Consider the following 19,066-nt stretch of genomic DNA (forward strand, 5'->3'; position numbering starts at 1 on the left):
CCTAAAAATACTAAAGTTTAATAAAGCGCTAGGAGTTATTAAGGTGCTTTAAATTTCTTTACCGCCGTGTGTTTCGGCTAAATCGTCTAGCTCTGCAACTGTGTAGTCAAAACCACTCTCGTCATAGTCATAATTAACCTTTACGCAATTGCCGCCATTAAATAATTTTGTTTTTACATCGTTAATGGGCCAATTTTTAAGCAGGTGTATAAATCGGTTGGCAACTTGAGAAGATTCAAAACGATAGCTAATTTCTGTTTTCATAATTAATAAGGCTCTGGCTATTTTTAACCTCTGCAGTTTGTGCATTTTTACGAATTAGTCAAGTTTTGGGTATAAAAACCAGTGTTTTTTATACGTTTATCGTTTTAAAGTTACTTATTTCTGGGCAGCTACCGCGTATTACATTGATAGCCTTTATTTATTTGAATTATGAGCTCAGCTATATTTAGAGTATGGTGATTACAGTATTAATTTTATTGAATAATTAGGCGTAAAGAGTAATCCAAAAGTACCTATAAGCAGTATTAAGCTTAGTAAAAGCAATAATCTTAAAAATATTGGAGTAATATAATGAAAGTTTTAGTAAGTTTGGTGAGTTTAATCGCCTTTTTAATGGTTGTATTGCCCGGGCCATTATATAAATTTGGCGTTGTTGAATTAGGCACTGCATTTGCTGGATTTAGGTTTGGTGTTTACGTGGGGGGAGCTGCGCTTGTATTACTTTTGGTGCAGGTTATATTTATGCGTAAAACAGCCACTGTAAGTAGCACTGTAGTGGCTGTTATATTTGCGGGTATTGCTATTTTTATGCCGCTTAATATGATGGATAAAGCGAAAAGTGTGCCGCCAATTCATGATATTTCGACAGACGTAGTTAATCCACCAAAGTTTGTAGCTATTGCACCACTGCGTGCCGATGCGCCAAACCCAGTGACCTATGCCGGAGCAGAAACGGCTGCGCAACAGCTTAAAGCTTACCCAGAACTGACTACCCTTAATTATGCTTACCCAAAAAGTGAGCTAGTAGTGGCTACAGTGCAAGCGATTAAAAATTTGGGTTGGGAGTTAGTTAATAGCGATGCCAGTCAAGGGATTGTTGAAGCAACCGAGACAACCACCTGGTTTGGTTTTAAAGACGATATAGTGGTGCGTATTAAAGATGAAGGCTCTCAGCGTTTTGTTGATATTCGTAGTAAGTCGCGTATTGGTCGCAGTGATTTAGGTAAAAATGCAGAGCGTATTCATACATTTGTAGATGAATTAAACGCGGTACTGGCAAAATAATTAGGGCAAACCTAAATGTTAAGTTACTAACAATTAAGTTATCAGCAATCAAATGGAACCCAAGCGTACGGCTTGGGTTTTTTATCATCAGTTAGTGTTCACAGCTAAGCAAGTATACTTATTTGGTATTTATATTTTTAACATACTATGGAGTTATTATGAAAACAGTAGGATATGCAGCAAAAAGCCAAGGTTCAGAACTCACCGAGTTTTCTTTTGAGCGCCGCGATTTACGAGATAACGATGTAGAAATTGAAATATTATACTGTGGAGTTTGTCATTCAGACTTACACGCGGTACGTAATGATTGGGGTGGTAGTCGCTACCCGTTAGTACCCGGACACGAAATTGTTGGTAAGGTTATGTCGGTAGGTAGCGACGTTACAAAATATAAGCAAGGCGATACGGTTGCAGTTGGCTGTATGGTCGACTCATGTAAAAGTTGCGATCAGTGCGATAACAACGAAGAGCAGTTTTGCCGTGAAGGCATGGTAGGCACATACGCAGGAACAGATCGTGTTAGCGGCGATATGACCCAAGGTGGATATGCTAAACATGTTGTAGTGCGTGAAGAGTTTGTACTCTCAGTACCTAAAAACTTAGAGCTGTCGCGTGTTGCACCGCTGTTGTGTGCAGGCATTACTACCTACTCGCCATTACATAAGTGGGGCGTTAAAAAAGGCAGTCGTGTTGCTGTAGTTGGTTTAGGTGGTCTTGGCCATATGGCGGTTAAAAACGCTGTCGCTATGGGCGCAAGCGTTACGGTAGTTGGCCGTAGTGAGTCTAAAAAAGACGATGCGGTTAAACTAGGTGCCCAGCATTATTTAGTGTCGTCAAACGATGATGCAATGGAAAGTGCGCAGTCAGCCTTCGACGTTATTATTGATACCGTACCGGTAAAGCACGATCTATCTATTTACACACCACTGCTAGATATTGATGGCACACTGGTTATTGTTGGTCAGGTTGGCCCGGTTGATGAGCTAAGCACAGTGCCATTATTAATGGGGCGTCGCCGTATTGCAGGCTCACTTATTGGTGGTATTGCACAAACGCAGCAAATGCTTGATTTTTGTGGCGAGCATAATGTCTTACCCGAATGTGAAATGATCAATATTGATGAAATAAATACAGCTTATGAGCGAATGGAAAAGTCTGACGTTCGTTATCGTTTTGTTATTGATATGGCATCGTTAAGTGTTTAATTACACTTAGTAATTAAAAATAAAAAGAGCCGCAAATTAGCGGCTCTTTTTAGTTAACTATTAAGCCTCTTTTGCTACAAACGATTTATTGCTCATTTGTAAGTAGCTAAGTAACCACATAATAAACCCACCAACAAAAAGAGCAGCGGCAACATAGCCTGTTTGATTTGGCGCGGCACCTTGCGCAATTGCAATGCCTCCAACCCAAGGGCCAATTGCATTAGCAACATTAAAAGCACACTGTACTAACGCGCCTATCATGGCATGCCCATTAGGAGACACATCCATTAGTAAGGTTTGTACTAGCGTTGCTAAACCTAAACTGCAGCCAATAAAAAATATAACCCCATAAAGCAGCCAAATGTTATAGCTTGCGGTTACATAAGCAAAGGCAAATACAATAGTGCAAACCAGTACTAAGCCAGTTGTTTTAATTGCAGATTTATCTGCCGCTTTACCTAATACATAATTACCTAATGTTGAGCCAATACCAAACATCACCATAGCAATCGAAATGGTGTAGGGCGCTGTTTCGGTTACTTCTAAAATAGTATCGGCAACATAGGTATAAATACAAAATACCCCACCAAAACCAATAATTACAATACCCAAAATAGACCAAACCAGCTTGTTTTTTAATACTCCAAACTCATTAAGTAAATTAGATGGTTTAGTGTTTTCAATATTTGGCACAACTTTATATACAAAAATAAAAGCAATAAAAGCTAAAACACCTGCACCGGCTAAGCAGTAACGCCAGCTTAAGTTTTGCCCTACTAAAGTTACCACAGGTACGCCAACAATGGTGGCAATGGTCAAACCCATAAAAACTTTCGACATAAAGCTTGCACGCTTACCTGCAGGGGCAATTTCAGAGGCTAATAAAATGGCTGCACCAAAATAAGCACCATGGGGCAAGCCACTTAAAAAGCGAAACAATACCAATTGCTCAAGTGACGTTGCAAAAGCGCTTAAGCTATTAGAAATACACATTAAGCTTAAAAATATAAGCAACGCTTTGCGTTTTCTCATGTTTGCAGTAGTTAACATTAAAATAGGCGCACCAACAACAACACCTAAAGCATAAGCGCTTATAGCGTAGCCACTTTGCGAAGGCGTTGAGCCAAAAGTTTCACTGATCAGTGGCAGCATAGGCATCATCGAAAATTCAGATAACCCTAAAATAAAAGTACCGAGCGCAAGCACGATTAATATAGCTGTTCGGTTAAGTTGATTAGATGGCGGCGCTACATTAGCGGTCATAAAAATCCTTTGAGATTAATGTTTAATTCATAAAAACTAGGGCAACAAGCAAACTGTAAAGTGTTGTTGCTGCGAAAAAAGCAAAAGAAGTGTTGTTGTAAATGCTGGGAATAAATAGGCGGCCATTTTAAGCTAAATAACATAGGGCGTCATCTATTAGCTGGCCGTTAAAGGTAAATTAATTACTTTAATAAAATCTTAATGTCGTGTGGTTAATTTAGAGAGGCAAATAACCTAATATAAAAAGATAAGCTTGGCTAAAAATGCTGATTATAGTTAATAAAGTGCGACATTATGTCGCGCATGCAAGTAAGGTGAATCCAGTATAATTACGTCATTAATAATAGCAGTCCAAAGAATAAAATAATGGCGCATAAAATAATATACCGTACACCTTACTTACTCTCACCTTTAGTGTTTTTAACAAGTGGGCTTTTATCTCCTTTAGTATTTGCCGACGATACATCTTTAGAAGTGATTGAAGTACATGGGGATGCTCAAAATAAACATTTAGCACTTGGCTCTACAGAGTCGCTATTAAGTGATTTAGGAGTTGATTTTTCAGCCGCTGGTGGCGTATCTAATTTGCCTATTTTAAATGGTTTAATGGGTGACAGAGTAAAAGTGTTAGTTGATGGGGCAGAAGTAACTGCGGCATGTGCTAATCAAATGAACCCACCGTTGTCGTATATCTCGGCTAACCAAGTTACGTCTTATCATGTGGCTGCTGGTGTATCGCCGGTAAGTGCGGGTGGCGATAATATAGCCGGTGTAATAAGTGTTAACTCTATAGCACCGCAGTACACTCAAAATAGCGATTTAGCATGGCATTCTGGTTATGTATCGGCAAAGTACAGCACTGTTGATAATGGCCGTAAACTTGGGGTAGGCGCGCGTTTAGCAAGTGATACATTTAGCGTTAATTACCAGGGCTCGTTTAGTGATGCAAACAGCTATGAAGACGGTAACGGCGATACTGTATTAGATACTTTATATCGCGCCCAAAATCATAGCTTAACAGCGGCTATACGCGACGATAAACAGCAAGTTGTAGTTAAGCTTAGTCATCAAAAAATCCCCTATCAAGGCTTTGCTAACCAGTATATGGATATGACAGATAACACCAGTTATGGGGCAACCGCACAATATAAAAGGACATTAAAAAATAGTGAATTTACCGGGCAACTAAATTGGCATAGTGTAAAACACGATATGGGATTTTTTAGCCCAGAAAAAACCGGCATGATGCCAATGAAAACCGATGCAGAAGATATAAGCAGCCAGTTAAAATGGCGTATAAATTTAGATAACGATAGCAGCATATTGCTAGCTCAAGAATATTACCATTACAGTATTGATGATTGGTGGCCAGGTATTACTGGTTCGGCCATGATGGGGCCAAACGACTATAAAAACATTAATAATGGTAAGCGTCAACGCATTGCACTTGTTGCAGAATATGAAAGCCAAAATAGTAAAAAACTATGGTTAAACACGGGTGTGCGTATTGAAAATATAAATACCCAAGTAGATGAAGTACAGGCGTATAACACAGGTATGCACATGGGCGGTATGCATATGGGGCCAAGTGACGCTATGGCAGCAAATACGTTTAATGCAGGAAGTAGAAGTAAAACCGATACTGTAGTTGATGCAAACGTATTAATTAATTACCAAATAACTAACGTTGATGAACTGCAACTTGGTATTGCTCGTAAAAATCGCGCGCCCAACTTATACGAGCGATACAGTTGGGGGGTTAGCAATATGGCAACCACCATGATTGGCTGGTACGGCAATGGGAATGGTTATATTGGCACCCCAGATCTTGGCGTTGAAACCGCACATACAATGAGTGCTACTTATACTAAATTGGCAAAAGACGACAGCTGGCGTGTAAGCACTAATATTTGGTATACCGATGTGAGTGATTATATTGATGCTGACATAGTAAGGAACTTTAATAGTTCAGGTATTGACGGTAATAGTCGCAATATTTTGCAGTTTACTAATGTAGATGCCATTTTATATGGCGCTAAAGTAGATTTAAGTGCCAGTATTCATCAATCTGAACAGTTAGGTCAGTGGCAGTTAAAAGCAAATATAACTAACACCCGTGGCAAGCGCGACGATAACTCTAGCACTCAGTCGCTTTATCAAATTAAACCATTGCAAACTCAACTTGGTATTAGCCAGCAAATTGGCAATGTTGAAAACTCGCTTTTATGGCAATGGGTCGATACTAAAACAAGAGTAGATAACAACCGCTTTGAAAACCAAACCGATAGCTACCATTTAGTTAATTTAAGTTCTAAAGCAGTGTGGAATGCATTTACACTCAGTGTTGAGGTAACAAATTTATTTGATCAGTATTACCAACTACCATTAGGTGGGGTTAGCATTGCGGGGTTTAAACAAGATAACGCAACCGGCTTTACGCAATTAGCAGGACAAGGAAGATCATTAAATTTAGCATTAAGCTACGCGTTTTAAGGTTGAAACGGTAAATAGAAGGGCTATATAAATTTACTATGGCTTTTAAATTAATAGTTACCACTGTGGTAGTAGGTTATTGAGCGATACGCTACTTTTACCACAATAGATCCGTAAAAACTTAAAGCAATAAGCGCCTTAAAGCGCTTATTGTTGCTCAGCTTCAGGTTCAGCGGTTTGCTCAGTTGTTTGTTCTACTTTTTCGTCAGTAAGTTTTTCAAGTTTTTCGCGCTCAGCTTTTGATACATAACTTGGCTTTTTGCTTTTATGTAATTTGGCATTGGTGCGCTTGTCTTTCTTTTGAAATTTAGTAACGATTTTTTTGCGACGGTTCATGTTTAATACTCATAATTTTAAGGCGCGCATTATATAGCACCAAGTATAAAAGCAACTATATAAATATTTAACTAATTGCACTGGTTGTTATGTGACTTTACCGCAAAGCGCTGTTTGTGTGAGATACACAAGGTTATAATTATGTTTCTTAGTGATTAATTAAATGGGAATTGTTTTGAAAAAGTTAGCGTTAGCCAGTGTTGCATTATTTGCGTTTAGTGCCCAAGCACAGTTAAATAAAAATATTGATAGTGTTGCCAATTATGCCGTAAATACCTACCAAAGCGCCCAGGTACATACACTAACCAATTTAGTATCATTTCCTACTGTGAATAAAAGCGATATTAGCGCACCACAAAATCCCGACTTTATTGGTTTTAAAGCCTTACTCAAAATGAAAGCGGCCGAGCTGGGTTTAGATTATCAGGATCTAGGCTACACAGTATTAATTGGACTTGGGGAACAAAGCGATAAAGTAACCGTAGTAACACACGGCGACGTGCAACCAGCTAATGCGAGTAAGTGGCAGCAAAGCCCATTTATTATTGATACAACATCAGAGCCTGGGCGCTTAATTGGCCGCGGTACCGAAGACGATAAAGGCGCAATAGCGACAGCGCTTTACGCCATGAAAGCCATTAAAGATAAAGGCATAACGCTTAATAACCGTATTGAGTTAATGATTTACCTTGCTGAGGAGTCTGATTGGGGCCCGCTTACTGAGTTTATGAAAACCTATGAGCAGCCAAAGTACGCAGTAACAATTGATGCGTCATACCCGGTAGTGGTGGCTGAAAAAGGTTGGAGTTTAATTGCGCCAACGTTCAATGCTACCTCGGCAAAAACAGGCGTTTATGTTAGTGATGTTGCAGGTGGTGCATTTGTAAGCCAAATACCAGAAGACGCCAGCCTAGTACTGCATAATGCCGATGCTAAGTTACTTACTCAATTAAAAGCCAAAGCCAGTACGCTTAAGCAAGTAGAGTTTAACTTTGCTCAGCAAAGCGATACTGCTGTCGCAATTAGTGTAAAAGGCGTATCGGCGCATTCATCAGAGCCAGAGTCGGGTGTTAACGCAATTGCTTATTTAGCCGAAATATTTAAAGGTCTAGTGCTTGAAAATAATAGCGATGGGCAGTTAATTAACTTTGTAAATCAGCTGATTGGTTTAGATATTCATGGCAAACAGTTTGGCGATATTGCCTATAAACATGATTTTATGGGGCCAATGACAGTGGCACCTACTGTGATTGAACGAGAGGGAAATGCCCTAACGCTTAGTGTAAATGCGCGCCGCCCTATGGGCAAAGAAGAGTTGGTGTTAAAGCAGCAAATAGACACTGCATTAGCAAAATGGCAAGCCACTAACAATGTAACACTAAATGATGTTAAAACTATTATTGGTACGCCTATGCTACTTGATGGCGCGCCGCATGCGCAAAAATTACTTGATATTTTTAAGCACTTTACGGGTGATCAACAAGCCGGCTTTGTCTCTATTGGCGGCGGTACTAACGCTAAGTTATTTGATAATGCGGTATCGTTTGGCCCATCAATGCCAGGTAAGCGTTACACCGGACACTCTGAGCATGAGTTTATTACCCTTGAGCAGCTAAAGCTTAACTTGCGCATGTACACCGCGATGATGATAGAGCTAGGTAATATGTAACTAAACGCATGTAATATAGCGCCGCAAATAAATGCGGCGTTTTAATAATGTATTTACAATAGTTAGTTCAGCTCAGCCTTGAGTGATATTTCAGCATTCATTAGTTTAGAAATAGGGCAGCCTTTTTTGGTTTGATCGCATAAAGCTTGAAACTGCTCGTTTGCAATATCAGCAATTTTAGCATTAACTTCAAGCGCAATGCGGGTAACAGCAAAACCATCGTCTACTTCATCTAAGCTAACTACCGCTTTGGTATCAATGTTGTCGGCGGTAAACCCTGCTTCACCTAATGCTAGCGATAATGCCATACTAAAGCATGCACTGTGCGCCGCAGCTACTAATTCTTCAGGGTTTGAGCCGGGCTTATCTTCAAAGCGAGTATTAAATCCGTAGGGTTGATTATTAAGCGCGCCACTTTGCGTAGAAATACTGCCTTTACCTGTTTTAATATCACCAGACCATTTTGAGTTTGCAGATTTTTTAATTGTCATCATCTTCTCCTTATTGCATTGGCGGTAAGCTTTTCATGCTAGGTGAGAGTTATTTGCAAAAATAATCACAATATAGCTAAAAAGCGTTGTATTTATAAGGTTAGTGCAAGATGAGCGCCAGCTATTATTAGGTGTTGCACTTACAGCGCTTTGAGCAGTAAATAACATTGTCCCAGTCGCGCTGCCATTTTTTACGCCACGCGAAAGGTTTATTGCAAATGGGGCATATTTTCTGAGGTAAGATTTGCTTTTTATGAGCCATCGTTAGTGGTTTTATTTTTTACTTTAGTTGTAGTGCGGGTAACGCCAACGTGCTTTTTAAGAATACTCCCTATGGCGCGTTTAACATCTGCTCGCTCGCGGTACTGCCATAAACGTTCGCGCGCTGCTTTTGAGGCTGCGGTTAAGTTAAGCATGGGTTCGGGGTAATCCACTCCTAATTTAAAGTCGTTGAATAGTGCTTCCATTGGCGTTTGTTGCCAAGGCTGGTGTAAATATTCAATAGGGAGTTTTTCAAGTTCGGGGCACCACTTTTTAATAAACGCGCCTGTTGGATCTTGATCTTCCGACTGCTTTATTGGGTTGTAATGCCTAATGGTATTAATGCCAGTAACCGAGGCCTGCATTTGAATTTGCGGGTAGTGAATTCCAGGCTCAAAATCTAAAAAGTAATTAGCGAGAGGCAAGCTTGCTTGCTGCCAGCTTATATTTAAATGATGCGTTACAAAGCTCACTAACATGGCACGCATTCTAAAGTTTATATAACCGGTGGCTTTTAAACAGCGCATGCAAGCGTCAATGATTGGAATACCTGTTTGGCCTTGCGCCCAGCGTTCAATATCGCTTTTTACGTTTTCGTCATCGCGATACGGAAATACGTGATACCCCGGATTAAGGGCTAAAAACTCCATAGAACATTCGCTCTCAAACTTTTGCATAAAGTGGCAGTGCCAATGCAAGCGCGATACAAATGCAGCAAGCGGGCGCTTCCAGCCTCTTTTATCAGGATGCTTTGAATAATATTCATCAACGGCCATTTGATACACTTGCCTAAGGCTAATGTTCCCCCAGGCTAAATACGGCGAAAGCCGAGAGCAATAAGTTTGGCTTAAACTTGGGCTCGATATTCCTTTTTGATAACCCTTGCCACGCTCGGCAAAAAAGCTCTGCATTACAGTGCGCGCTTGCAGCGGGCCACCTTGTTGAAAGCTGTCGTGATCTTGCGTATAAGCGCTTGGCAGCTCAGGTGTTTGGTAGTTATTGAGTGTAATTGTTTTTATATTCTTCCAATTAGGAACAGCAATAGGTGCTTGCATTGTTTGCTGCCAGCGCTCGTTCCAATTATTACGATTTTTTTTGCCGCGAATTACTGCGCCTGTTTGCGACTCCTGCCAATTAATGTGGTTATGTTGGCACCACACTTTAATGGCTTTATCGCGCTCAAAGGTATTGTTTAAACCTATTTCTTGATGGCTAAAAATATTAACTATTTCAAACTGCGTCTTTAACGATTCAAGTAAGTCACCCATGTTTAAATTAAATATATAAATGCAGGCATTAAAGCATGTTAGTTGATTATTTAACTCAACTATTGATTGATATACAAAGCGCCAATGCCGCTCATTGTAGTGTGGATCTTCAAGCATTAATGGCTCAAAGTTATAAAGTAGTAGGGTAGGTAAGCCGTTACTAAATGCATTTTTTAATGGTTGATGATCGCTAAGGCGTAAATCGCGTTTAAACCACACTATGTTTATTTTCATATAATTTGTTTATTGCTTTAAATGGAGATAAAAATTAGTTTGTTATTTAGCTAAGTCAGCCAAGCCTATACGTAACTACTTTGAATTAAGATTTAGTTTTAATGTATTAAAGGGAAAAGTATGTTTTTAGATCTAACCGAAAACACCAGTCAAAATGTTTATTCTTACTTAGTAGGCGGTATAAGCCCACGGCCTATCGCATGGATAAGTACATTAAATAGCGAAGGTATTGCGAATATTGCGCCTTATTCATTTTTTACTGTGGCTAGCTGCAAACCACCTGTTTTAAGCGTTACGCAAGTAAACCCAAGTGATAAAACGAATAAAGATACGCTCAGTAATTTAATGGCAACTAAAGAATGTGTGGTTAATATAGTTAGCCAAGAGCTAGTTGAAAAAATGAATCAAAGTTGTGCAAATTATCCTAGTGATATAAGTGAATTTGATGCAGCTAACATCGCCCAAGCTCCAAGTCTGTTAGTTAACGCGCCAAGTGTTGCCGGTTCAAAAGTACGGTTTGAATGTAAGTTACGCGAGGTTATTAGCATTTCCAATGAGCCTGGCGGCGGAAAAATGATGTTATTGGATGTAGTGGGTATTTGTATAAACGATAGCGTGATGAGTAATGGCTATATTGATCCCAAATTATTAAATGCAGTGGGCAAAATGGGCGGCGATTACTTTAGTACAACCAAAGATAAATTTGTGCTCAAAAGGCCACAATTGTAATTTAAATGTAGATTCTTCCTTAGTTTGTGCACATTGTTTGCACTTTTACTTGTTAACTTTGTTTTATTAAACGTTAATGTAAAGGTTCAAACATTGAAAACGCACTCTAAAACAAAAACCTCGAATGTAGCTAAGTTATTCGCATTAAGTGCACTTTGCATCGCTTTAAGCGCATGTAATAGCGATTCAACAAGTGCAACTATTGAAGGCGAAATAGTCAGTAATGCAGCTCCAACAGTTAATGCGGGTATTGATCAAATAGTTAATGCGGGTGATACCGTTTATTTAAACGCTACGGTTGAAGATGATGGTGAAGTATCGGTTAGCTGGTCGCAAACATCGGGCACAACCGTTAGTTTATCTTTAAGTACTGCAACGTCAACAGAGTTTGTAGCACCTGAGGTATTAACCGACGAAGCACTGATATTTGAACTCAGTGCAGATGATGGCACTAATGATGTTGTTATAGATAGTGTAACAATTACTGTGCGTGCATCATCAGATTATACTAGCAATACCAGTGCAAAGCTTGCTAGTTGGCTAATTAACAAGGATACAACTTCTACTTATATACAAAATAATGGTGCAGTGGTTGAAGATGTGCAATCAGTTGAAGTTGTTAGCGTTGCACAAGATGATGCTGACGTTGAATACATGTACGTGCAAACCACAGATATTCCAAAATATGACGTAACGCTTACACAAGAGCAAGTAGACGCGCTAAATAACCGCCCACGTGCAGCCACCGATTTTTATAACGGTGTAACCTCAGCAGCAGTAGGGCAAACAATCTCTTTTGGTGAAGACATAGGTTATAACAGCAGCACTGAAAATTGTAATGATACAGGCGGTGCAGGCTATTGGCCTCCAGGATCTGGTTGTCCGACTGAACAAGCTGTAGAAGCGTACTTTCCAATAACACCCACCGATTTACCTGACACCGAAACCTGTGAAACTGGCCTAGGTACAGTTGGTTTAATGGTTAATGGCACCAGCATATTTAATTGGGGCGATGGTATGAGCTACGGTAATAATGTTTGGTATACGTTAGCGCCAATTGCCGAACAATACGATGTGGATGTATGTGGCGGACACGCTGCTAACGGAGAATATCATCATCATTTTTACACGAGCTGCTTAGCTGATTTACTTGAAGATGATGGCGATGCGCATTCACCAATTTATGGTTTTGCAGCTGATGGCTACCCACTTTATGGCCCTTATGAAAGTAACGGGCAACTTGCATTAAGCGGTTGGGAAATGCGCGATTATGGTGCATCAACAAGCGAGGGCGGTTGTGGTACGCAAGGTGAGCGAAGCTGTACTTTAGTCAATCAATACGATATTAGCCAAGGTACACAAATAAGCGATACAGGCCCAGCTATTGGCGCAGAAGTAACAACACTTTCAGGTAATACATTAAATGCCGACGACGGTTATTATTTTGAAGATTATTACTACGCCCAAAAAACAGTAGCAGGTGCACAACTTGATGAGCATAACGGCCACGATACCAACGATGGTAAAGGTTATCACTACCACATAACACTTTCGTTAGACAGCGATGGTAAATTACAGCCTTCGTTCCCTTATCAAATTGGGCCACGTTTTAAAGGTCAATTAGCTGATAATTCAATTGGTCGCTGTGATACGGGCGAAACAATGGGTCCACCACCAAGAAGGTAAGGAGTAACTATGCGTTATTTTAAATACGCATTGATCCTAACTACTGCTGTGCTATTGAGCTTTAAGCTCTTTGCGCAGCAGGAAATGATGGGTCATAGCCATATGCCTATTGCAGTACCAAACGCTGCACCCACACCGGCACTGAGCCTTAAGTTATTAAAAGATAGTATGTCGGGTTATAACTTAATTTTAGATACACAGCGTTATGATTTATCAGTGCCTCCTGAGGGCGCCATGAACATGCAACAAATGATGAGCGCGACAACAAACGAAAATACCGGTTTTTTACAAGGCCACGCTCATTTATATATTAATGGCGTTAAAATACAGCGAATTTACGGACATGCATTGCATTTACCTGCTAACTTATTTAAAAGTGGTATAAATACTGTATCGGTTACTTTAAATAATCATGGTCACATGTATTGGACCGCTCAGGGCAAAAAAATAGTTGCTACGTTGTATGTTAATGATCAAACCAAAGAGTTTATAACATACCGATTTGAAAGCTTTCCTAGCAAGGTTAAAAATACGCATTAATGAAAATTCATAATAAACTTTTTTTAATACTATTTAGTTTTACCTTTAGTGTTATTGCAGGGATGGTAATACTTATACAGTGGAGTATAGGGCAAGGCGTTATTGATTTTGTTAATGCAAAAGAGATAAAAGCATTAGAACCACTTACGCTACAACTTGCAAAGCAGTATCAAAAAACGCCCTCGTGGGAGTTAGTTATTGGCGGCGACAAAAACTTTAGAATGCTTATAGAATCGCAACTAGAAAACAGCCAGTTTTTATCTAAGTTACCAAAAAGCCCTGATCCAAGAGGGCGAATGATGCGCCGGCCACCACCATCCGAGCATATTGTTTTAGGCGCGCGCCGACCACCTCCTGAAAATATTGCTCATTATGCTTTGCTTGACGAAAATAAACAGCGAATAGTGGGCAGGTATTTAAGTAATTTAAACTATATGACTACAGCCATTACAGTGAATAATAAAGCGGTTGGTTATTTAGCTGTATCCAAAAGAGATAGCTTAGTTGATGGCTACGAACTTGATTTTTTACAGCAGCAAACAAACTACTTATGGTTTATTGCTTTAGCGGCGGTACTGCTTACATTACTGGTTACCTTTTTATTATCTCGGCATTTAGTTAGCCCAGTAAAACAAATAGCTAACGGTATGCACCGCTTAACGCAAGGCAATTACGAGACTAAGCTGACCCTAGATCGAAAAGACGAACTAGGGCAGTTAAGCGAGGATTTTAATACGCTTGCATTTACGCTCGCCAAAGACGAGCAAGTACGTAAACGCTGGCTTGCCAATATTTCTCATGAGCTTAGAACGCCAATGAGCATTTTGCTTGGTGAGCTTGAAGCTATGCTACTTGGCATACGCGAGCCAAATGCAAAAAATATAAACTCGGCCAACGACGAAGCCCTGCATTTAAAGCGCTTAATAGACGATTTGCATATGCTCAATAGCGCAGAGTTAGGGGGCATGCATTACACTATGCAAGCTACTGATATGGCATTGTTATTAAATACTATTGAGCAAAAATATCAGGTTATACTTGAGCAACATAATATAAAGCTCTACCTATTAAATGCTGCAAAAAATATAACCGTTCAAGCAGATAAAACACGCCTTTTACAGTTATTCGATAATATTTTAATGAACGCAGTGCATTACGCACAATGCTCTACTATTTCATTAACGGCGAGTAATATAAGTATTAAAGGGCAAATGTATTTACAGCTTATTATTGAAGATAATGGCGTGGGGGTTGAGCCATCGCATTTATCGCACTTATTTGAGTATTTATACCGAGTAGATAGTTCGCGAAATCGCCAAGAGGGCGGTTCGGGTTTGGGGTTATCTATTTGTCAGCACATAGTTAAAGGTCATAAAGGCGAGATTAAAGCTGAAAAATCTAGTTTAGGCGGTCTTGCTATCATTATTAAATTACCCTTATTTAAAGCTTAGAGGACACTATGCAAGAGCAAATACTGATTGTAGAAGATGAGGTTAAGCTGGCTAACTTAATAAGCGATTTTTTAACAAGCCATCATTACATAACGCATCAAATACATCATGGTAATGAAGTACTACCTTGGCTTGAAATTAACAAGCCTAGTGTGATTTTGCTCGACATAATGCTACCTGGTCAAAGCGGAATTGAATTGTGTAAAGCAATTAGGCAGTTCTCTAATGTGCCTATCATTATGGTGTCGGCAAAGGTAGAGGAGATTGACCGATTACTTGGGCTTGAATTAGGAGCCGATGATTATATTTGTAAGCCTTTTAGTTATGCGGAGCTGGTGGCGCGTGTTAAAGCTATTTTAAGGCGCTTGAATAACGTTGAGCCAAAAACCAATGTTATGCAACTTGATGAAAGCACCTACAGTGTAAAATACAAAGCAGCAAGTATTGAGCTTACTAATGTTGAGTTTCAGTTATTTAAGCCCTTGTTTAACAACCCTAACCGTATTTTTTCGCGCGATAGCTTAATGGATACTATGTACGCCGATCAACGTATTGTGAGCCAGCGTACTATTGATAGTCATATAAAAAAATTGCGTAAAAAGCTGGACGAATTAACCAAAACCGACAGCGTTATTCAATCGGTTTATGGTGTTGGTTATCGCTTTGTAAATCCACAGCAGTGTAATTAACAACAAAATGTTTGATTAATTAGCATAATACGATGCGTTAACGTAAGTAATTAATAGCCACTTTAGCTATTTACTCGCATTAGCATTTCGCTATCATTTTAAATTTATGCATTAGCGATATACATTATTTTTACTTCCTCATTATTTGCACATTGTTTGCATTTTTATAGCGTAATCTTTCGTTATTAATTAAACAAAAGGTTACGAGCATGAAACACTTATCATCACTTACAATTATTACACTATTGTCGGTTGCTTTTTCAGTAAATGTTGCAGCAAGAGGCAGCGATTGCAAACCACCTAAACCTGATTTTTCAAGCATGGATACCAATAGCGATGGCGTAATTAGCTATGCAGAGTTTAGCGCTAAAAAACCACCACACGGCGAAGACGCACAAACAATTTTTGACGAAATAGATTCAGATGGTAATGGCGAAATTAGTGAGCAAGAAGTAAATGATCATAAACCACCTCGTCGTAAGCGTTGAAAGGATACTGTAATGATTAATAATATTAGCAGTAATTCTGCAAGCCTGGTGCAGCAACAAAGTAACCAAACCGCAAAGTTAACAACAGCACAAAGTGACTTTGTAAAACAAACACTCGCTGAATTCGATGCCGAAAATTTAACGGCAGAAAACGCGCTAAGTATTCAAGCTGCACTTAAAGAGCAAGGTATAGCGCCAACAAAAGAGTTGGCTGAGCTAATGGGCGAGTTGGAGTTTGAGGCTAAAAGCATAGGTGATGCTGCTCGACCTGAAGGTCAGCGCCCACCACTACCGCCTAAAAATTCAATTGAGCAAGTAAATACTAAAGATGTAGTTAGTTATTTAGATGAGTTGTTAGCGCAGTATTCAAGCCAGTTAAATGACGAAGATAAAAGTGCTATTTTATCGGCGGTTCAAGAAAAGTTTGCTTTATCACAAGGTGATTCGATACTGAGTGTTAAAGCGTAATTATAAATAAGGCAACACCTAAACTAAAAAATCAGCTATTACTGCTGATTTTTTAGTTTACCAATAACAGCAAGGTTAAAAGTCACTACTACTGTGGCGCTCTGCTAGTTGCTCTTCTTCAGGTCCCCATGTGCGGTTAACGCGACGACCACGTTTTACGCCAGGGCGCTTTGAAACCAGTTTAGCCCAACGTACAACATGAGTGTATGAGGCAACATCTAAAAATTCAGCTGCATCATAAATGTCGCCAAGCACTAAAGAGCCATACCAAGGCCAAATTGCGATATCGGCAATTGAGTACTCATCTCCTGCCATGTATTCGTTTGCACTTAAATGGCGGTTTAGCACGTCAAGCTGGCGCTTGGTTTCCATGGTGAAACGATCAATAGGATATTGCATTTTAGTGGGTGCATAACTATAAAAGTGGCCAAAGCCACCACCTAAGTACGGCGCTGAGCCCATTTGCCAAAATAGCCAGTTACGACATTCAGTTTTAGCTTTTAAATCTTTAGGTATAAGCACATCAAACTTTTCTGCTAGGTATTGCAGTATAGAGCCCGATTCAAAAATACGCGTTGGCGGCGTGGTTGAATGATCCATTAACGCTGGAATTTTTGAATTTGGATTAATATCAACAAAGTCAGAACCAAACTGATCACCATCACCTATGCTGATTAAATATGCGTCGTATTCTGCATCGGTTAAGCCCAGCTCTAACAGCTCTTCAAACATAATAGCGGCTTTTTGACCATTTGGTGTAGCAAGCGAATAAAGCTGAAATGCGTGCTCGCCAATAGGTAAGGTTTTGTCATGAGTTGCGCCGGCAATGGGGCGATTAATGCTGGCAAATTTACCGCCACTCTCACTGTCCCATGTCCAAACTTTGGGTGGGGTGTATTGATTTTGATCACTCATAAAAATAACCTCTGTTTAAATGAAATACATATAAAAAATATATGTATTAATAAATGTGGCCATTAAAATAAATTAAAGGCGAGTTTTTTGACTTTTAAGTTTGTCGGATTTTGCTAATTTATAGCCTAAAAACAATCCGCTCAATGCTCCAAATAAGTGGCTTTCAAACGAAATATGCAAGCGCTGTGGTAGTACACCCCAAACAAATCCGCTGTAAAGTAGGGCAACGACAACAGCAATAACAATGGATTTAAATGAACGTCTAATTACGCCATAGCAAAGTATAAAACCCCACAACCCATATATAACGCCACTTAAACCAACATGAATATTACTACGACCAAGTGCCCATACTAAAAAACCACCTACTAATGCGGTAAAAATAAATACGTTATAAAAACGCTTAACGCTGTATTGGCAAATCAACCAACTTAAAACCATAAAAGGCAGCATGTTACTGGCAAAGTGCCACCAACTGCCATGTAAAAATGGCGCGCTCAGTATGCCAATTAAGCCATTAATGCTGCGCGGATAAATGCCAAAACCATTAAGATTAATGCCAGGTAAGCTATTAATTAGCTGTAAAACAAAGCAAATTGTAACAATACTAAAAATAGCGAAGCGTTTGCTTGTTAGTAATGACCGTGTGGTTGCCATATAATAGTCCTAGTTGAGCTTAATAGTTGCCAGTATAGGAATTGTATTTGCTAATGCAAAGCAATTAAAAAAGCACAGCATTAAATGCTGTGCTTTTTACTTATAAATCGTTATTAACCTAGTTTGGTTAGTAGCTTTTTAGCAGCAAGTTCTGAGCTTGCTGGGTTTTGACCGGTAATTACTAGGCCATCTTCGAGTACAAGTACACCCCAGTCATCCGTTTTTTGATAGTCGCCGCCTTTTTTAATCAGTTCGTCTTCTACTAAAAACGGCACTATGTCGGTAAGTTGTACTGCCGCTTCTTCACTGTTAGTAAAACCAGTTACTTTTTTACCAGCAACAAGTGCATTACCATCGGCATCTTTAGTATTCAAAAATACGGCACTGGCATGACAAACAGCCGCTACTGGCTTTTGCTCTTTAATAAAGCTTTCAATAAGTGCAATAGAGTCGGTGTTTTCTACTAAGTCCCATAGTGGGCCGTGGCCGCCTGGGTAAAATACCGCGTCAAAATCTGTCGAATTTACTTCACTAAGCACTTTGGTATTGGCCATTAATGCTTGTGCGGCGCTGTCTGCGTCGTAGCGTTTAGTTGCATCAGTTTGAAAATCAGCAAGAGTACTTGTAGGGTCTATCGGGGGCTGGCCGCCATTTGGCGATGCAAGAGTGACTTCAACGCCTGCATCTCTAAATGCGTAATAAGGGGCTGCGAATTCTTCTACCCAAAAACCTGTCTTTTCACCTGTGTTGCCCAATTCTGCATGTGAGGTTAAAACCATAAGTATTTTTTTAGCCATTAGAATATTCCTTTTGATGATTTAAATTAGTTAACTTTGCTACCAACTACTATATGCACTAATAATGCTTTAAACAACGATGATAAATTTAACTTTATTGATTCAATAATTGATACAATAATGCAGTGGATTTAGGAGA

General features: G+C 39.5%; 20 protein-coding genes. 11 read left to right on the forward strand and 9 right to left on the reverse strand.

Features of this window, described 5'->3' with window-relative positions:
• Window positions 1–48: 48 nt before the first annotated feature.
• Entirely contained in the window at window positions 49–264 is a 216-nt protein-coding gene (locus CIK86_RS02615) for a hypothetical protein (protein WP_011328869.1), read from the reverse strand.
• Window positions 265–573: 309 nt separating this feature from the next.
• Here CIK86_RS02615 and CIK86_RS02620 point away from each other — a divergent pair, with 309 nt between their 5' ends.
• Together CIK86_RS02620 and CIK86_RS02625 are read left to right on the forward strand one after the other, a co-directional pair.
• On the forward strand, window positions 574–1,287 hold the full coding sequence (locus CIK86_RS02620; protein ID WP_086998780.1) for a DUF1499 domain-containing protein: 714 nt from the start codon (window positions 574–576) through the stop codon (window positions 1,285–1,287).
• A gap of 158 nt (window positions 1,288–1,445) precedes the next feature.
• Window positions 1,446–2,492, forward strand: a complete 1,047-nt coding sequence (locus CIK86_RS02625) for an NAD(P)-dependent alcohol dehydrogenase (RefSeq protein WP_086998783.1) — start codon at window positions 1,446–1,448, stop codon at window positions 2,490–2,492.
• Window positions 2,493–2,552: 60 nt separating this feature from the next.
• Here the strand turns inward: CIK86_RS02625 and CIK86_RS02630 are convergent, their stop codons facing one another.
• Window positions 2,553–3,755, reverse strand: a complete 1,203-nt coding sequence (locus CIK86_RS02630; RefSeq protein WP_011328864.1) for an MFS transporter — start codon at window positions 3,753–3,755, stop codon at window positions 2,553–2,555.
• Between the two features lie 366 nt (window positions 3,756–4,121).
• On the opposite strand from CIK86_RS02630, the gene CIK86_RS02635 reads away from it, so the two are divergent.
• Complete coding sequence (locus tag CIK86_RS02635; RefSeq protein ID WP_086998786.1) at window positions 4,122–6,248, forward strand: TonB-dependent receptor plug domain-containing protein; 2,127 nt, start codon at window positions 4,122–4,124, stop codon at window positions 6,246–6,248.
• A gap of 147 nt (window positions 6,249–6,395) precedes the next feature.
• Here the strand turns inward: CIK86_RS02635 and CIK86_RS02640 are convergent, their stop codons facing one another.
• Window positions 6,396–6,584 carry a DUF2986 domain-containing protein gene (locus CIK86_RS02640; RefSeq protein ID WP_086998789.1) on the reverse strand — a complete coding sequence of 63 codons (189 nt, stop codon included), beginning with the start codon at window positions 6,582–6,584 and terminating at the stop codon, window positions 6,396–6,398.
• Window positions 6,585–6,759: 175 nt separating this feature from the next.
• Here CIK86_RS02640 and CIK86_RS02645 point away from each other — a divergent pair, with 175 nt between their 5' ends.
• On the forward strand, window positions 6,760–8,253 hold the full coding sequence (locus CIK86_RS02645; RefSeq protein ID WP_086998879.1) for a dipeptidase: 1,494 nt from the start codon (window positions 6,760–6,762) through the stop codon (window positions 8,251–8,253).
• Window positions 8,254–8,315: 62 nt separating this feature from the next.
• Here CIK86_RS02645 and CIK86_RS02650 read toward each other — a convergent pair whose 3' ends face one another.
• The 3 genes from CIK86_RS02650 to CIK86_RS02660 all read right to left on the reverse strand — a co-directional run bounded on the left by CIK86_RS02650 (window position 8,316) and on the right by CIK86_RS02660 (window position 10,507).
• Window positions 8,316–8,744 carry an OsmC family protein gene (locus CIK86_RS02650; protein ID WP_086998792.1) on the reverse strand — a complete coding sequence of 143 codons (429 nt, stop codon included), beginning with the start codon at window positions 8,742–8,744 and terminating at the stop codon, window positions 8,316–8,318.
• A gap of 127 nt (window positions 8,745–8,871) precedes the next feature.
• Window positions 8,872–9,006 (reverse strand): DUF2256 domain-containing protein, encoded by a 135-nt coding sequence (locus CIK86_RS02655; protein WP_086998795.1) that lies wholly within the window; start codon window positions 9,004–9,006, stop codon window positions 8,872–8,874.
• Entirely contained in the window at window positions 8,996–10,507 is a 1,512-nt protein-coding gene (locus CIK86_RS02660; protein ID WP_086998798.1) for a deoxyribodipyrimidine photo-lyase, read from the reverse strand. The genes CIK86_RS02655 and CIK86_RS02660 overlap by 11 nt, the downstream gene beginning before the upstream one ends.
• A 120-nt stretch (window positions 10,508–10,627) precedes the next feature.
• On the opposite strand from CIK86_RS02660, the gene CIK86_RS02665 reads away from it, so the two are divergent.
• The 7 genes from CIK86_RS02665 to CIK86_RS02695 all read left to right on the forward strand — a co-directional run bounded on the left by CIK86_RS02665 (window position 10,628) and on the right by CIK86_RS02695 (window position 16,558).
• Window positions 10,628–11,236, forward strand: coding sequence for a flavin reductase family protein (locus CIK86_RS02665; protein WP_086998801.1), 609 nt, complete (start codon window positions 10,628–10,630; stop codon window positions 11,234–11,236).
• A 33-nt stretch (window positions 11,237–11,269) separates the two neighbouring features.
• Window positions 11,270–12,922 (forward strand): YHYH protein, encoded by a 1,653-nt coding sequence (locus tag CIK86_RS02670; RefSeq protein WP_086998804.1) that lies wholly within the window; start codon window positions 11,270–11,272, stop codon window positions 12,920–12,922.
• A 9-nt stretch (window positions 12,923–12,931) separates the two neighbouring features.
• Window positions 12,932–13,462 carry a hypothetical protein gene (locus tag CIK86_RS02675; RefSeq protein ID WP_086998807.1) on the forward strand — a complete coding sequence of 177 codons (531 nt, stop codon included), beginning with the start codon at window positions 12,932–12,934 and terminating at the stop codon, window positions 13,460–13,462.
• Complete coding sequence (locus tag CIK86_RS02680) at window positions 13,462–14,913, forward strand: ATP-binding protein (RefSeq protein ID WP_011328853.1); 1,452 nt, start codon at window positions 13,462–13,464, stop codon at window positions 14,911–14,913. The genes CIK86_RS02675 and CIK86_RS02680 overlap by 1 nt, the downstream gene beginning before the upstream one ends.
• A gap of 8 nt (window positions 14,914–14,921) precedes the next feature.
• The gene (locus tag CIK86_RS02685) at window positions 14,922–15,602 is read left to right on the forward strand and encodes a response regulator (RefSeq protein WP_086998811.1); all 681 of its coding nucleotides are present in this window, start codon (window positions 14,922–14,924) and stop codon (window positions 15,600–15,602) included.
• A gap of 209 nt (window positions 15,603–15,811) precedes the next feature.
• The gene (locus CIK86_RS02690; protein ID WP_086998814.1) at window positions 15,812–16,090 is read left to right on the forward strand and encodes an EF-hand domain-containing protein; all 279 of its coding nucleotides are present in this window, start codon (window positions 15,812–15,814) and stop codon (window positions 16,088–16,090) included.
• 12 nt (window positions 16,091–16,102) lie between these two features.
• Window positions 16,103–16,558 (forward strand): hypothetical protein, encoded by a 456-nt coding sequence (locus tag CIK86_RS02695; RefSeq protein ID WP_086998817.1) that lies wholly within the window; start codon window positions 16,103–16,105, stop codon window positions 16,556–16,558.
• Between the two features lie 75 nt (window positions 16,559–16,633).
• On the opposite strand, the gene yghU is transcribed toward CIK86_RS02695, so the two are convergent.
• The 3 genes from yghU to CIK86_RS02710 all read right to left on the reverse strand — a co-directional run bounded on the left by yghU (window position 16,634) and on the right by CIK86_RS02710 (window position 18,927).
• Window positions 16,634–17,473 carry a glutathione-dependent disulfide-bond oxidoreductase gene (gene yghU / locus CIK86_RS02700; protein ID WP_086998820.1) on the reverse strand — a complete coding sequence of 280 codons (840 nt, stop codon included), beginning with the start codon at window positions 17,471–17,473 and terminating at the stop codon, window positions 16,634–16,636.
• 72 nt (window positions 17,474–17,545) lie between these two features.
• A complete protein-coding gene (locus CIK86_RS02705; RefSeq protein ID WP_086998823.1) occupies window positions 17,546–18,130 on the reverse strand; it encodes a rhomboid family intramembrane serine protease in 585 nt (194 codons plus the stop codon).
• Between the two features lie 113 nt (window positions 18,131–18,243).
• The gene (locus CIK86_RS02710) at window positions 18,244–18,927 is read right to left on the reverse strand and encodes a type 1 glutamine amidotransferase domain-containing protein (RefSeq protein ID WP_086998826.1); all 684 of its coding nucleotides are present in this window, start codon (window positions 18,925–18,927) and stop codon (window positions 18,244–18,246) included.
• Window positions 18,928–19,066: the final 139 nt, after the last annotated feature.

This window comes from Pseudoalteromonas sp. JB197 (genome assembly GCF_002332205.1).
Lineage (GTDB): Bacteria > Pseudomonadota > Gammaproteobacteria > Enterobacterales > Alteromonadaceae > Pseudoalteromonas > Pseudoalteromonas nigrifaciens.